The organism is Stenotrophomonas sp. SAU14A_NAIMI4_8 (genome assembly GCF_003086695.1).
In the GTDB taxonomy this organism is placed as follows: domain Bacteria; phylum Pseudomonadota; class Gammaproteobacteria; order Xanthomonadales; family Xanthomonadaceae; genus Stenotrophomonas.
Window position 1 is genome coordinate 2,852,155 of record NZ_CP025999.1, and the last position, 14,132, is coordinate 2,866,286.

The 14,132-nt window shown below is 68.2% G+C and carries 14 protein-coding genes; 7 read left to right on the top strand and 7 right to left on the bottom strand.

Features of this window, described 5'->3' with window-relative positions; all coding sequences use genetic code 11:
• Positions 1–312: 312 nt before the first annotated feature.
• Positions 313–876 carry a hypothetical protein gene (locus C1930_RS13150; RefSeq protein WP_108750134.1) on the bottom strand — a complete coding sequence of 188 codons (564 nt, stop codon included), beginning with the start codon at positions 874–876 and terminating at the stop codon, positions 313–315.
• Positions 877–1,051: 175 nt separating this feature from the next.
• On the opposite strand from C1930_RS13150, the gene cysS reads away from it, so the two are divergent.
• From cysS to C1930_RS13165, 3 genes are read left to right on the top strand one after another with little or no spacing between them, the layout of a single operon-like run.
• On the top strand, positions 1,052–2,428 hold the full coding sequence (gene cysS, locus C1930_RS13155; protein ID WP_108756678.1) for a cysteine--tRNA ligase: 1,377 nt from the start codon (positions 1,052–1,054) through the stop codon (positions 2,426–2,428).
• Positions 2,429–2,482: 54 nt separating this feature from the next.
• The gene (locus tag C1930_RS13160; protein WP_108753629.1) at positions 2,483–2,935 is read left to right on the top strand and encodes a SufE family protein; all 453 of its coding nucleotides are present in this window, start codon (positions 2,483–2,485) and stop codon (positions 2,933–2,935) included.
• The gene (locus tag C1930_RS13165) at positions 2,932–4,179 is read left to right on the top strand and encodes an MFS transporter (RefSeq protein ID WP_108756679.1); all 1,248 of its coding nucleotides are present in this window, start codon (positions 2,932–2,934) and stop codon (positions 4,177–4,179) included. Before C1930_RS13160 ends, C1930_RS13165 begins: the two co-directional genes overlap by 4 nt.
• Positions 4,180–4,302: 123 nt before the next feature.
• Here the strand turns inward: C1930_RS13165 and dksA are convergent, their stop codons facing one another.
• Entirely contained in the window at positions 4,303–5,544 is a 1,242-nt protein-coding gene (dksA, locus tag C1930_RS13170; RefSeq protein ID WP_108771933.1) for an RNA polymerase-binding protein DksA, read from the bottom strand.
• Positions 5,545–5,817: 273 nt separating this feature from the next.
• Between dksA and yidD the strand changes: the two genes are divergently transcribed.
• The 3 genes from yidD to C1930_RS13185 are packed head-to-tail and all read left to right on the top strand — an operon-like array spanning position 5,818 to position 8,268.
• A complete protein-coding gene (gene yidD / locus C1930_RS13175; RefSeq protein ID WP_108750139.1) occupies positions 5,818–6,072 on the top strand; it encodes a membrane protein insertion efficiency factor YidD in 255 nt (84 codons plus the stop codon).
• Position 6,073: 1 nt separating this feature from the next.
• Positions 6,074–7,420, top strand: coding sequence for a dihydroorotase (locus C1930_RS13180; RefSeq protein ID WP_108771934.1), 1,347 nt, complete (start codon positions 6,074–6,076; stop codon positions 7,418–7,420).
• Positions 7,420–8,268, top strand: coding sequence for a M23 family metallopeptidase (locus tag C1930_RS13185; RefSeq protein WP_199912358.1), 849 nt, complete (start codon positions 7,420–7,422; stop codon positions 8,266–8,268). The genes C1930_RS13180 and C1930_RS13185 overlap by 1 nt, the downstream gene beginning before the upstream one ends.
• A 471-nt stretch (positions 8,269–8,739) precedes the next feature.
• Here the strand turns inward: C1930_RS13185 and C1930_RS13190 are convergent, their stop codons facing one another.
• From C1930_RS13190 to efp, 5 genes are all read right to left on the bottom strand, one after another.
• Positions 8,740–9,444: a squalene/phytoene synthase family protein gene (locus C1930_RS13190; RefSeq protein ID WP_108753634.1), complete on the bottom strand. Its 705-nt coding sequence runs from the start codon at positions 9,442–9,444 to the stop codon at positions 8,740–8,742.
• Between the two features lie 11 nt (positions 9,445–9,455).
• Positions 9,456–10,151 carry a phosphoglycolate phosphatase gene (locus tag C1930_RS13195; protein ID WP_108771936.1) on the bottom strand — a complete coding sequence of 232 codons (696 nt, stop codon included), beginning with the start codon at positions 10,149–10,151 and terminating at the stop codon, positions 9,456–9,458.
• Positions 10,148–10,864 carry a bifunctional 2-polyprenyl-6-hydroxyphenol methylase/3-demethylubiquinol 3-O-methyltransferase UbiG gene (ubiG, locus tag C1930_RS13200; RefSeq protein WP_108756684.1) on the bottom strand — a complete coding sequence of 239 codons (717 nt, stop codon included), beginning with the start codon at positions 10,862–10,864 and terminating at the stop codon, positions 10,148–10,150. The genes C1930_RS13195 and ubiG overlap by 4 nt, the downstream gene beginning before the upstream one ends.
• Positions 10,865–10,888: 24 nt before the next feature.
• The gene (locus C1930_RS13205) at positions 10,889–12,232 is read right to left on the bottom strand and encodes a TRZ/ATZ family hydrolase (RefSeq protein WP_108756685.1); all 1,344 of its coding nucleotides are present in this window, start codon (positions 12,230–12,232) and stop codon (positions 10,889–10,891) included.
• Positions 12,233–12,411: 179 nt separating this feature from the next.
• On the bottom strand, positions 12,412–12,978 hold the full coding sequence (gene efp / locus C1930_RS13210) for an elongation factor P (RefSeq protein WP_108750146.1): 567 nt from the start codon (positions 12,976–12,978) through the stop codon (positions 12,412–12,414).
• A 98-nt stretch (positions 12,979–13,076) separates the two neighbouring features.
• Here efp and epmB point away from each other — a divergent pair, with 98 nt between their 5' ends.
• Positions 13,077–14,117, top strand: coding sequence for an EF-P beta-lysylation protein EpmB (epmB, locus tag C1930_RS13215; RefSeq protein WP_108756686.1), 1,041 nt, complete (start codon positions 13,077–13,079; stop codon positions 14,115–14,117).
• The last annotated feature ends 15 nt before the right edge of the window (positions 14,118–14,132 follow it).

Sequence of the window (14,132 nt, forward strand, 5' to 3'; positions counted from 1 at the left end):
CCTTGCGTGGCGGCGCCGGGCTGCGGCGCGGTGGAAGGGAAAACCGGCAAACAGGGTGGTGCGAAATGGTTGCAGATGAAGCTTTCAGGACGCGGAAACGAAAAAACCCAGCCGGCGGGCTGGGTTTTTTTCGGACGAACAGCAGAAAGCTCCGGTTACCCAGCGGAAATGTGGGGTTCCGGTCGACGGGCACGCGACGTCATGCCAGTGGCCTGGCGGGCGGCGCTGCTGTCGTGCTGGAAGTCGGTGAGCTTCATGGCCGAACATCTTTGCATGGGCGGGGGGCCTGCGCAAGGGGCAGGCGTCGCAGAATCAGGGCGAAGCGCCAGCGGTCTGGTCGGCGCCCACCCAGGGGGTGATCGACACCCGGATCTTCAGCCGGTTGCCGGGGTCTTCTGGCAGCCGCGAGCGGTACTTGGTGCCCTTGTAGACGTAATCCACGTCGTAGGCGATGGGGCGGCGGAATTCACGGCCCACCGGCACGATGCGGCAGTCGCGGGTCAGCATGGGTCCATTGTTGGCCGGGGCCGGGGCCGGGTTCTCGGCGGCCACCTCGGCGGCGGCCTCCTCGTCGCTGCGCTTGAACATCGAGCGCACCGAGTCCCAGAAGCGGCCGATCCTGCCCTTGTCCTCCACCGGCTCCTCGCCGGTCACGTTCACCGGGGCCAGGGTCCGGGTGGACACTGGCTCGCAGTGTTCTTCGGTGCGGGTGGCGCGCAGGGTCTGGAACACCGGCTCGACGTTCAGCACCTGGGCGTAGTCGAACTTCACGTTTTCCACGATCACCACACGGTTGCGCGGCTCGGCCTCCTGGGCCCGGACCACGAACGGCGCCGCCGACAGGCAGGCCAGGGTCAGCAACGCGGTGGTTTTCATTGGCGACGGAAGGAAGGACACGGCAATAGTGTAGGCAGTGACGACCGCAAGGGGCTGAACATTACCCGTCCGCGCCGCTCCTGCCCACCCCACCCCACCCGCCAGTGGGCTCCGGCGCCCCCAAAGGGCCCCGACACGTTCTAAAATCACAGGCTTGTCCCCCACCCCGATCCCCATGACCCTGCGCCTGCACAACAACCTGACTCGCCAGCTCGAACCGTTCACCCCGATCGATCCGGCCTGTCCGACCCTGTATGTGTGCGGCCCCACGGTCTACAACTACGTGCATATCGGCAACGCCCGTGGCCCGGTGGTGTTTGGGGTGCTGGCCGACCTGCTGCGGCGCCGCTTCGGCGCGCTGCGCTACGCCCGCAACATCACCGACGTGGACGACAAGATCAACACCGCCGCGCGCGAGCAGGGCGTGCCGATCAGCACCATCACCGACAAGTTCGCCGCCGCCTACCGTGAAGACATGGCCGCGCTGGGCGTGGTGCCGCCGGACATCGAGCCGGAAGTAACCGCGCACATGCCGCAGATCATCACCATGATCGAGCAGCTGATCGACAACGGCCATGCCTACGCCGCCGAGGGCCACGTGCTGTTCGCAGTGGCCAGCTTCGATGGCTACGGCAAGCTTTCGCGCCGCGACCCGGAAGAAATGCTGGCCGGCGCCCGCGTGGAAGTGGCCCCGTACAAGCGCGACGCCGGCGATTTCGTGCTGTGGAAGCCGTCCAGCGACGACCTGCCCGGCTGGGAATCGCCGTGGGGCCGCGGCCGCCCGGGCTGGCACATCGAATGCTCGGCGATGGCCGCCGCCCACCTGGGCGAGACCATCGACATCCACGCCGGCGGCGTGGACCTGCAGTTCCCGCACCACGAGAACGAGATCGCGCAGAGCGAATGCGCGCACGGTGGCAAGGTCTTCGCCCGCTTCTGGCTGCACAACGGCATGCTCAACTTCGGCGGCGCCAAGATGAGCAAGTCGCTGGGCAACATCGAGCGCGTGCACGACCTGGTACGCCAGCACCCGCCCGAAGCGCTGCGCCTGGCCCTGCTGTCGGCCCATTACCGGCAGCCGCTGGACTGGTCCGATGCACTCATCGAACAGTCCGCGCGCACCCTGGACCGCCTGTACGGCACCCTGCGCGACCTGGTGGATGTGGATGCTGCGGCCGTCATTCCGGCGTCGGTGGAAGCCACCCTGGACGATGACCTGAACACCCCACAGGCGCTGGCCGAGGTCGCCCGCATTGCCGGCGAGGCCCGCCGTGCCACCGACCCGACCGAGCGCGCGCGCCTGAAGAGCGAGCTGCTCGGCGCCGGCCTGGCGCTGGGCCTGCTGCAGGCCGACCCGGCGCAGTGGTTCGGCACCGCCGCCAGCGAAGGCGACGACGATGCGCGCATCCAGGGCCTGATCGACGAACGTGCCGCGGCCAAGCAGGCCCGCGATTTCGCCCGCTCCGACGCCATCCGCGACCAGCTGGCCGCCGAGGGCATCGTGCTGGAAGACACCCCGCAGGGCGTGCGCTGGGTGCGCAAGCGCGCCTGACCGCCCTGCCCCGTGGCCGGCGCCCCCGGCCACGCCCCCACTGCAGAGACCGTTGTGACCGACTCCCCGTTCCCGCTTGAACCCACCGCCGCCGAGGCGCAGAGCGCCATTGCCGAAGAATTCGCCTTCTTTGGCGACTGGTCCGAACGCTACCAGTACCTGATCGATCTGGGCCGCAAGCTGCCGACCTTCCCGGAAGAGTGGAAGACCGAAGAGCACCGCCTGCTGGGCTGCCAGTCGATGGTGTGGATCGTGCCGGAAGGCAACGCGCAGTCGCTGCGCTTCCACGCCATCAGCGATTCGGCCATCGTCTCGGGCCTGATCTTCCTGGCCCTGCGCGTGTACTCGGGCCGCTCGGCCCAGGAAATCCTGGCCACCGAACCCAGCTACATCCAGGACATCGGCCTGGCCCGCCACCTCTCGCCCACCCGCAGTAATGGCGTGGCCGCGATGCTGGCCTTCATCCGCGAGACCGCGCAGGCCCAGCTGCAGCGCGAACAGCCGTGAACGCCGCCGCCACTGGAGAGGAAGGCGCGCTGGCCCTGCTGGGCCGGCCCGGCTTTGCCAAGCTGCTGGCCTACCGCATCTTCGCCATGCTGTCCTACCAGGTGGTGGCCGTCACCGTCGGCTGGCACATCTACGAAGTCACCCGCAATCCGTTCTCGCTGGGCCTGGTCGGCCTGGCCGAGGTGCTGCCGTTCTTCTGCGTGGCGCCGTTTGCCGGCTACCTGGTGGACCACCTGCCGCGGCGCCGGCTGGGCATGGTTGCCTGCGCCGGGCTGGTGGCCACGGCCATCGTGCTGACCTGCGTGGCAAAGGGCTGGCTGCCGTTCCACGGGGTCTGGCCGATCTATGCGGCCATCGCCCTGACCGGCATGGTGCGTGCCTTCCTGTCACCCATCTACAACGCCCTGTTCGCCCGCGTGCTGGCCCGTGAGCAGTTCGCGCGCGGCGCCGGGCTGGGCAGCGTGGTGTTCCAGTCGGGCATGGTGGTGGGCCCGGCGCTGGGCGGCATCCTGGTTGGCTGGGGCGGCAAGGGGCTCTCCTACGCGGTGGCCACCGGCTTCGCGCTGGTCGCGCTGGGCTGCCTGGCCACGCTGAAAGTGAGCGAACCGGTGCATGACGGCCCGGCCGCGCCGATCTTCAAGAGCATCGCCGAAGGTGCGCGCTTCGTGGTCGGCAACCGCATCATGGTCGGCGCGATGGCGCTGGACATGTTCTCGGTGCTGCTGGGCGGCGTGGTGGCGATGCTGCCGGCCTTCCTGCAGGAGATCCTGCACCATGGCCCGGAAGGGCTGGGCATCCTGCGCGCGGCGCCGGCGTTGGGTTCGATTGCGGTGGGCCTGTGGCTGGCCCGCCACCCGCTGCAGAAGAACGCCGGGCGCGTGCTGCTGTTCGCCGTGGCCGGGTTCGGCCTGTGCGTGGTCAGCTTCGGCCTGTCCCAGCACTTCTGGCTGTCGGCGCTGATCCTGCTGTTCTACGGGGCGTTCGATGGCGTGTCTGTGGTGGTGCGCTCGACCATCCTGCAGCTGGCCACGCCCGAGGAAATGCGCGGGCGGGTGTCTTCCATCAATGGCATCTTCATCAGCTCGTCCAACGAACTGGGCGCGTTCTACGCCGGCACGATGGCCAAGCTGCTGGGCCTGGTGCCAGCGGTGGTGCTGGGCGGCTGCGCGGTGCTGGGCGTGGCCGGCATCACCGCCTGGAAGAACCCGACGCTGCGGAAGTTGAATCTGCGCGACCTGCAATAACGTCCGCGGCGGCGCCCGGCAGATCCACGCCATGCGTGGATGCATGTTTCCGGATCCGGCGACCACCCAACAAAAAACCCGGCCAAGGCCGGGTTTTTCGCATGACCCCACAATGCTCTGGAATCAGTCGCCCTGCTGCTTCTGCAGGTGCTCCCAACGCTCCTGGGCGTCGATGGTGCGCTCGGCGGTCAGGCGCGCTTCCAAGCGCTCCAGGCCGATTTCTTCACCAGTGTCCACGCAGTAGCCGTAGTCACCTGCTTCAAGGCGCTTGAGGGTGCTGTCGATCTTGCCGATCAGCTTGCGGTAGCGGTCACGGGTACGCAGTTCCAGCGAGTTCTCGGTCTCGCGGGTCGCACGCTCGGCTTCGTCGCCGATGTCACGCACTTCCTCGCGCAGGTTCTCGATGGTCTGCTTGGACTCTTCCACCAGGTCACCACGCCAGTTCTGCAGGCGCTGACGGAAGTATTCCTGCTGCAGCGAGCTCATGTATTCCTCTTCCGAGGACGGCTTGTAGCCAGCCGGCAGGATCGGGCGGCCAGTGGCCTCGTCGGTCTTGTATTCGATGACCTTGTACTTGCTGCGCGGGGCCGGCGCCGCCGAACGGGCGGTCACAGCCACGGCAACCTTGCCGACGGGGCGCGACACGGTCTTCGGAGCGGTATCAGGATTCACGGCGGATTTCACGGCGGTCTTGGCAGGCGATTTCGAAACGGGCACGGGATTCTTGGATTGCGGGGCCTTCGAAGCAACCGGGGCGGCGGCCGCAGCCGGCTTGGGGGCCGGAGGGGCAGCAACCACGGGGGCGGTCTTGGCCGGGACAGGCTTGGCCGGAGCAGGCTTTGCGGCAGGCTTCGGTGCGGACTTCACTACGGGGGCCGGGGCCGGCTTTGCAGCCGGCTTGGCAACATTCTTTGCGGCCTTCTTTACAACGGCAGGTGCGGGCGCCGGTTTAGCGGCAGCCGCCTTCTTCGCGGCGGGCTTGGCAGCGCCCTTGCTGGCCACCGGCTTCGGTGCCGGCTTGGGCGCGGCCTTCCTGGCAACCGGTTTGGGCGCCGGCTTGGCGGCAGCCTTCTTCACCGGAGCGGCCTTGGCAGCGGTCTTCTTCGCCACCGGGGCCTTCTTCGCCGCGGCCGCAGGCTTGGCCTTCACCGGCGCTGCCTTCTTGGCCACGGCGGGTTTGGCGGCCTTGGCCGGGGTCTTCTTTGCGGTGGCCTTCCTGGCCGCCGGTTGCGATGACGCCGCCTTCGCTGCCGGCTTGCTGGCCGACTTCGGGGCAACGGGCTTGGCCGCCAACTTCTTCACAACAGGCTTGGCGGTTTTCTTGGCGGCCTTGACGGCCTTCTTTGCAGTTTTTTTAGCAGCCACGAAACGCTCTTCCTTGGATTCCCCGGGGCCCGGGAAAGCGGGCCTTTATAGCCTACCCGACCGGCAGCAGCAACCTTGGGGGCCTGCTCCATTCAGTCCTGGAGCCAGCGGGCCCAACGTGGCGGTCCGAACAACCTGGCCGCCCTGCGCGGTGCGGAACCTGGCCGGCACCTGCAAGGGTGCCAGCACCGGTCGCAGGCCATCGGCGACATGCGACCAACGGCCCATCCTGCACAAATGCGGCCTTCATGCCAACTGGCATAAGATGACTGGGTGATCTCGCGCCTGCTCATCGCCCTGCTGCGCTTCTACAAGCGCTTCATCAGCCCCCTGCTGGGGCCGCGCTGCCGTTTCGTGCCCAGTTGTTCTGAATACGCGATGGAGGCCATCGGCCGCCACGGCCCGCTGCGCGGCAGCTGGCTGGCCGCGCGCCGGCTGGGCCGCTGCCATCCCTTCCATCCCGGCGGCTTCGATCCAGTGCCCGAGTCTTCCCACGCCCCTTCTTGCCGTTGCACAGGAAAACACTGACATGTCCTCCACCCTCATCACCAATGCCCGCATGGTCAACGAAGGCCGCACCTTCGACGGCGACCTGCGCATCGAGAACGGCCGCATCGCGCAGATCGGCAGCGGGCTGGCCCCGCGCGACGGCGAACAGGTGGTGGACGCGGCGGGGCGCTGGCTGCTGCCCGGCATGATCGACGACCAGGTGCATTTCCGCGAACCGGGCCTGACCCACAAGGGCGACATCGCCAGCGAATCGGCGGCGGCCGTGGCCGGAGGCCTGACCAGCTTCATGGACATGCCCAACACCAACCCGCCCACGCTGGATTCGACCATCCTGGAGGCCAAGTACGAACTGGCCCGCGGCCGCGCCTGGGCCAACTATGGTTTCTACCACGGCGCCAGCAATGACAATCTGGAAGCGATCCGCGCACTGGACCCGAAGAAGGCGCCGGGCGTGAAGGTGTTCATGGGCGCGTCCACCGGCAACATGCTGGTGGACGACCCGGACACGCTGGATGCGATCTTCCGCGAATGCCCGACCCCGATCATCACGCACTGCGAAGACACGCCGATGATCGATGCCAACCTGAAGGCATTCCAGGAAAAGTACGGCGATGCGCTGACCCCGGACATGCACCCGGACATCCGCTCGCGCGAGGCCTGCATCAAATCGACCCGCCTGGCCATGTCGCTGGCACGCAAGCACGGCACCCGCCTGCACGTGCTGCACATTTCCACCGCCGACGAACTGGCGCTGTTCGAGAAGGGCCCGCTGATCCGTGCCGACGGCAGCCGCAAGCAGATCACCGCCGAAACCTGCGTGCACTTCCTGCACTTCGCGCGCCCTGATTACGCGACCAAGGGCAACCTGATCAAGTGCAACCCGGCCATCAAGGAAGTGTCCGACCGCGAGGCGATCACCGCCGCGCTGGCTGACGATGTGCTGGACGTGCTGGCCACCGACCACGCCCCGCATACCTGGGAAGAGAAGCAGAAGCCCTATGCGCAGGCGCCGTCGGGCCTGCCGCTGGTGCAGTACGCCCTGGTGGCCGCGCTGGAGCGCGTGCACGAAGGCAAGCTGACCCGCGAGCAGGTGGTGCAGAAGTTCGCCCACGCCCCGGCGCAGCTGTTCGACGTGGAAGAGCGCGGCTTCCTGCGCGAAGGCTACTTCGCCGACCTGGTGCTGGTGGAAGACGTGCCGTTCACCGTCAAGCGCGAGGACGTGCTGTCCAAGTGCGGCTGGTCGCCGTTTGAAGGCACCACCTTCCGCTCGCGCGTGGCCTCGACCTGGGTGAACGGCCAGCTGGTGTGGGACGGCAGCAGGCTGGTGGGCGAACCGGCCGGCCAGCGCATGACCTACGACCGCTGATGCGTTCGACACTTCTGTTGGGGGCGCTGCTGTTGGCCGCGCCCCTGCTCAACGCACCGCCGGCACAGGCGCAGGATGGCATCGGCAGCCTGATCGACAGCCGCGTGGTGTTCCCGCCCAGCGCTTCGCAGGGTGCCATGGTGATCGGCAAGGTGCCGGCTGGCAGCCGCGTGCGCTACGCCGGCCGCGACCTGCGCGTGAGCAACTACGGCAGCGTGGTGTTCGGCATCGGCCGCGACGAGAAAGGCCCGCTGCAGGTGCAGGTGCAGCGCCCGGATGGCGGCAGCGAGACGGCCACGATTTCGGTGACCCCGCGCGACTGGCCGACCGAGCGCGTGAACGGCGTGCCGCCGAAGACGGTCAATCCGCCACCGGCGATTGCCGAGCGCATCAAGCGCGAACAGGCGCAGGTGACCGCAGCGCGCGCCCGCGATGACAACCGCACCGATTTCACCCAGACCTTCATCTGGCCGGTGCAGGGCCGCATCAGCGGCCGCTTCGGCAATGCACGCGTGTACAACGGCCAGCCCGGCGCAGGCCATTCCGGCATGGATATCGCGGTACCCACCGGCACCCCGGTGAAGGCACCGGCCGCCGGCGTGGTCACCTTCGCCGGCCCGGATCTGTACCTGACCGGCGGCACGTTGCTGATCGACCATGGCTACGGCATCAGCTCGAACTTCCTGCACCTGTCACGCATCGACGTGAAGGTGGGCGATCGTGTCGAGCAGGGCCAGGTGATTGCCGCCGTCGGCGCTACCGGCCGCGCCACCGGCCCGCACCTGCACTGGGGCATGAACTGGTTCGATACCCGCATCGACCCGCTGCTGGTGCTGGAACGCAAATAGCGCGCGCGGACCGGGCATTCATCCACGCATGGCGTGGATCTACCGCAATGTGATTTGGTAGGTGCCGACCTTGGTCGGCACGATCCCGCAGCGCGCGCGGACCGGGCATTCATCCACGCATGGCGTGGATCTACCGCAATGCGCCTTGGTAGGTGCCGGCCTTGGTCGGCACGATCTCGCAGCGCGCGCGGACCGGGCATTCATCCACGCATGGCGTGGATCTACCGCAATGTGCCTTGGTAGGTGCCGGCCTTGGTCGGCACGATCCCGCAGCGCGCGCGGACCGGGCATTCATCCACGCATGGCGTGGATCTACTGCAATGCGATTTGGTAGGTGCCGACCTTGGTCGGCACAATCCAGCAGCGCGCGCGAACCGGGCATTCATCCACGCATGGCGTGGATCTACCGCCATGCGATTCGGCACGATCCCGTAGAGCGTGCGGACCACGGTCCGCACCCACCAGCAGCGATCAGCCGCGTGCGGCCCACCACACGCGCAGCAGCGTGCGTACCGGGGTGGCTTCAATCGGCTTGCCTGCGGCCTGCGCGGCCACGCGGGCGCGGGCCAGGCTGGACCAGATACGGCGCGGGCGCGGGCCTGGCACACGGGTGCCCCACCCCTTAAGCAGATGCTGCGCCCAGCGCTGGCTGGCCGTGCTGGCGTCCTCGTCCAGCAGGCTGCGCGGCACACCGGCCACGCCAGCGTCCTGCAGGCGCTGGGCCAGGGTCTGCAGCTGCACGGCACGGCCAGCGCCCTTGCGCGGGGTGTCGTTGAACAGCACGGCCTCCACCGCCGCCACGGCCTCAGCGTACTGGGCCAGCGCGCGCTCGGCGCCGGCGGCGTCCAGCGCGACCGTGCGTGCCTCGACCAGGTCCGGCAGGGCCTCGGCCAACTGTGCCCACGGCGCGCGCACCGGCTCCAGCAGGCGCCCCAGCGGATGGCGCGAGCGCTGCCCGGCCCAGCTGCGCAGCTCTTCGCCCCACCACGCCAGCTTGGCGTCGGCCGGCAGCGGGTCGCCACTGGTGTTGAGCATGTCATCGAATTCCTGCAGCAGCGCGAACCACGCCACGGCCAGGTCACGTTGTGGCTCGGCCACGAACGGTGCGGCCACCGACCATTCCGGCCAGCGGCTGCGCCACTTGTCGAGGAAGCTTTCCAGCGCGGTACTGCTCACTACATTGTTCCTTACGACTGGACCGGGGCTGCCGGCCGGGTCGGCCACAGACTGGCCAGTTGCAGAAGTTCGGCGTTCTCCACCAGCACGTCGGCCTGCCAGGCCAGCGGATCGTCGCTGTGCAGGCGGTAGCCCCACAGCGCCGCCACCGACGGCATGGCTGCCGCACGTGCGGCGAGGATGTCGCGCTCGTCGTCGCCCACGTACACGCAGTCTTCGGCGGCAACGCCCATGGCCTGCGCGGCATGCAGCAACGGCAGCGGGTGCGGCTTGCGTTCGGCCAGCGTATCGCCACCCACCAGCACCGCGCAGCGCTGCTGCCAGCCCTGCTGCGGCAGGACCAGGCGCGCCAGGTATTCCGGCTTGTTGGTGACGATGCCCCACACCGTGCCCGCCGCATCCAGCGCGGCCAGCATGCCGGCCACGCCGTCGAACAGCACCGCGTGCCGGCCGATCAGCGCCTCATAGCGCTGCAGGAACTCGGGAATCAATGCGTCGCGCGCGGCGTCGTCCAGATCCGGGAAGGCGGCGCCGACCATGGCGCGCGACCCCTTGGACACCACCGGGCGTAGCTGCGCCGGGTCTACCGGCGCACGGCCGCGTTCGGCCAGCATCGCATCGCAGGTGGCGACGAAGTCCGGCGCACTGTCCAGCAGCGTGCCGTCCAGGTCGAACAGCACCGCGCGCGGGAACGACGCGCTGCTCATTCCGGCTTGACCGCGTAGGCCAGGTAGTTGATGTCGGTGCGGCTGCTCAGCCGGGCATGGTTGCGCCACGGCTCGTAGGCCATGCCACTCACATCCACCAGCTGCACATCCGCCTCGCGCAGCCAGCGGGCCAGCTCGGCCGGCTTGATGAATTCCTGGTAGTGGTGGGTGCCCTTGGGCAGCAGCCGTGCCACGTACTCGGCGCCGACAATGGCCACCGCAAACGCGGCGGCCGTGCGGTTGATGGTGGACAGGAACAGGTGGCCGCCCGGCTTCAGCAGACGCTTGCAGGCTTCGATGATCGCCCCCGGGTCCGGCACGTGCTCAAGCATTTCCATGCAGGTGACCACATCGAAGCTGCCGGGCTGTTCGGCGGCCAGGTCCTCGGCGGCCTGCACCCGGTAATCCACCTTCGCGCCACTTTCCAGCGCGTGCAGGCGGGCCACCTTCACCAGTTCCGGGGCCAGGTCGATGGCCGTCACGTCAGCGCCGGCCTGGGCCAGCGCCTCGCTCAGCAGGCCGCCACCGCAGCCGATGTCCAGCACGCGCGCACCGCGCAGCGGCACGCGGTCGGTCACGTACTTCAGGCGCACCGGATTGAGCGCGTGCAGCGGCTTCTGCGGGCCGTCAGCGTCCCACCAGCGGTTGGCGAGCGCGGCGAACTTGTCCAGCTCGGCCTGATCGAAATTGGAGGATGCGTGCGGGGCGTTCATGGGAAATCCTTGCGGCGCCGTCGGTCAGGCGCGGATATGGCGGATGCGCTCGCGCCACTGGCGCGCATTGGCGATGATGCCGGGCAGGTCCATGCCGACCAGCTCGCGCTGCACCAGCTTGGGCTTGCCGGCAATCCAGACGTCGCTGACCTGCTGGCGGCCGGTGGCGTACACCAGCTGCGACAGCACGTTGTGCAGCGGCTGGGTTTCCAGCGCGGACAGGTCGACGCAGACCAGGTCGGCCTGCTTGCCGACTTCGATCGAACCGATGCGCTCGCCGAAGCCCAGCGCGCGTGCGCCGCCCAGGGTCGAGGCGCGCAGCGTGGTGGCCGCGTCCAGCGCGGTGGCATCGTCGGCCACGGCCTTGGCCAGGATGGCCGCGGTGCGGTTCTCGCTGAACATGTCCAGGTCGTTGTTGCTGGCACAGCCGTCGGTGCCGATCGCCAGGTTCACCCCGGCGCGCTGGAGGGCGCAGGCCGGGCAGAAGCCCGACGCCAGCTTCAGGTTCGATTCCGGGCAGTGCACCACGCTGACGCCACGTTCGGCGCACAGGTGGATTTCGGCATCGGTCAGCTGGGTCATGTGCACCGCGATCAGGCGGTCGTTGACCAGGCCCAGGCGATCCAGCCGCGCCAGCGGACGCTGGCCGTGCAGCTTGATCGAATCGGTGATTTCCTGCGCGGTTTCATGGGTGTGCAGGTGCACCTGCATGTCCAACTGGTCGGACAGCATGCGCACGCGCTCGAAATTGGCGTCGTTCACCGTGTACGGCGCATGCGGCGCGAACGCGGTGCCGATCAGCGGGTCGCTGCGCCACTGGTCGTGCAGTTCACCGGCCTTGGCGAAGTATTCGTCATCGGTCTTGGCCCAGGCGGTGGGGAAATCGATGATGACCGCACCCACCAGCGCGCGGAAACCGTGCTTCTTGTAGACCGCGGCCTGCACGTCACCGAAGAAATAGTTTTCGTTGGCACAGGTGGTGCCGCCGCGCAGCATCTCGGCAATGGCCAGGGTGGTGCCGTCGGCCACGAATTCGGGCCCGATCACCGCCGCTTCCACCGGCCAGATGTGCTGCTGCAGCCAGGTCATCAACGGCAGATCGTCGGCCACGCCACGCAGCAGGGTCATCGGATTGTGCGTGTGCGCGTTCACCAGCCCCGGCATCAGCGCCGCGTCGGGACGGCTGACCACCTGCGCAGCACGGAAGCGCGCGCGGGCCTCGGCACGCGGCAGGATGGCAACGATTTCGCTGCCACGCACGGCCACGGCATGGTCTTCCAGCACCACCGCATGCGGCTCGATCGGAACGACATAACCGGCTTCGATGAGCAGGTCGCAGGCTTCGGGGAGGTGCGGGCTATCGCTCATGCGGGCTCACTTGGCTATTGGGGAACGTGATGGCAGGGGCGCGCCTGGCGGGAGGCGGTAGCGCCGGGCCGTGCCCGGCGGCTGTCCGCTGCGGCGCCATGGGCGCCAGCAACGGGTCCGGGCGGTGCCCGGAAAGCCGAGCGCGGGCTCGGCTCTACAGGTAATCCGGCTGCGCCGTATTACTTCACGCGCGAGGAGTATTCGCCCGAGCGGGTATCAACCTTGATGATTTCATCCTGGTTGACGAACAGCGGCACGCGCACCACGGCACCGGTTTCCAGGGTGGCCGGCTTGCCGCCGCCGCCCGAGGTGTCACCACGCACGCCCGGATCGGTTTCGGTGATCTTCAGTTCAACGAAGTTCGGCGGCTGCACGAAGATCGGCGCGCCGTTGAACAGGGTCACGATGCAGGCTTCTTCGCCCTTCAGCCACTTTTCGGCGCCGCCCATGCCGGCCTTGTCGGCCTGCACCTGCTCGAAGGTTTCCGGGTCCATGAAGTGCCAGTACTCGCCATCGCTGTACATGTAGTTCATGTCGGTGTCGACAACGTCGGCCACTTCCAGGTCGTCGGTCGCCTTCATGGTCAGTTCCACCACGCGGCCCGAACGGATGAAGCGGTACTTCACGCGGGTGAAGGCCTGGCCCTTGCCCGGCTTCACATACTCGGTATCCGTGATGACCGCCGGTTCGTTGTTGACCAGGATCTTCATCCCGTTCTTGACGTCATTCATGCCCACAGTGGCCATGCTCAAGCTCCTCAAATGGCAAAACCGCCGCGGGTGCGGCGAGCCGGATAGAATGGAAAGCCCACCGGAACCCCGGTGGGCAACTGATTTATGCCCCCATGATAACCGCAGGCCCCCTCTCCATGCAGCTTTCCGCCTTCCCCCGGCCCCAGTCTCCGGGCGCGCCCGCACGCTGGCAGCAGCTCTGGCGGCAGGCACTGCGTGACCCGCAGCAGCTGCTGGCCCAGCTGGGCCTGGACCCGGCGGCGCTGGGGGTTTCCGAAGCGGCCATGGCGCAGTTCGCGCTGCGCGTGCCGCAGGGGTTCGTCGCCCGCATGCGCCACGGCGATGCCAGCGACCCGCTGCTGCGCCAGGTGCTGCCGATCGATGCGGAAATGCAGGTGGTCCCCGGGTTCAGCTTCGATGCCGTGGGCGATGGCGCGGCCAGGAAGGCCACCGGGGTCATCCAGAAGTACCGTGGCCGTGCCCTGCTGGTGGCCACCGGCAGCTGCGCGATCAACTGCCGCTATTGCTTCCGCCGGCACTTCGACTACGGCGCGGAAAACGCGGCCAAGGGCGGCTGGCAGGAGGCGGTGCAGGCCATTGCCGACGATGCGGACATCGACGAGGTGATCCTGTCCGGCGGCGATCCGCTGTCGCTGGCCACCCACAAGCTGGTGGAACTGACCGACGCGCTGCGGCGGATTCCGCATGTGCGCCGCCTGCGCATCCACACCCGCCTGCCCATCGTGCTGCCCGAGCGCGTGGACGATGAACTGCTGGCCTGGCTGGGCAGCCTGCCCTGGCCGCTGGCGATTGTGGTTCACGCCAACCATGCCAACGAGTTCGATGCCAGCGTCGACGGCGCCATGGCGCGCCTGCGCGGCACCGGCGCGCAGCTGCTGAACCAGGCCGTGCTGCTGCGCGGGGTGAACGACAGCGTGCAGGCCCTGCAGGACCTGAGCGAACGCAGCTTCGCCGCTGGCGTGCTGCCGTACTACCTGCACCAGCTGGACCGGGTGGAAGGCGTGGCCCACTTCGAAGTGGACGATGCGCAGGCCAAGGCGCTGGTGGCCGGCCTGACCGCGCGGCTGTCCGGTTACCTGGTGCCGAAGCTGGTGCGCGAACTGCCCGGCGACCCAAGCAAGCGCCCGGTGTAACCCGGCATCCACGCA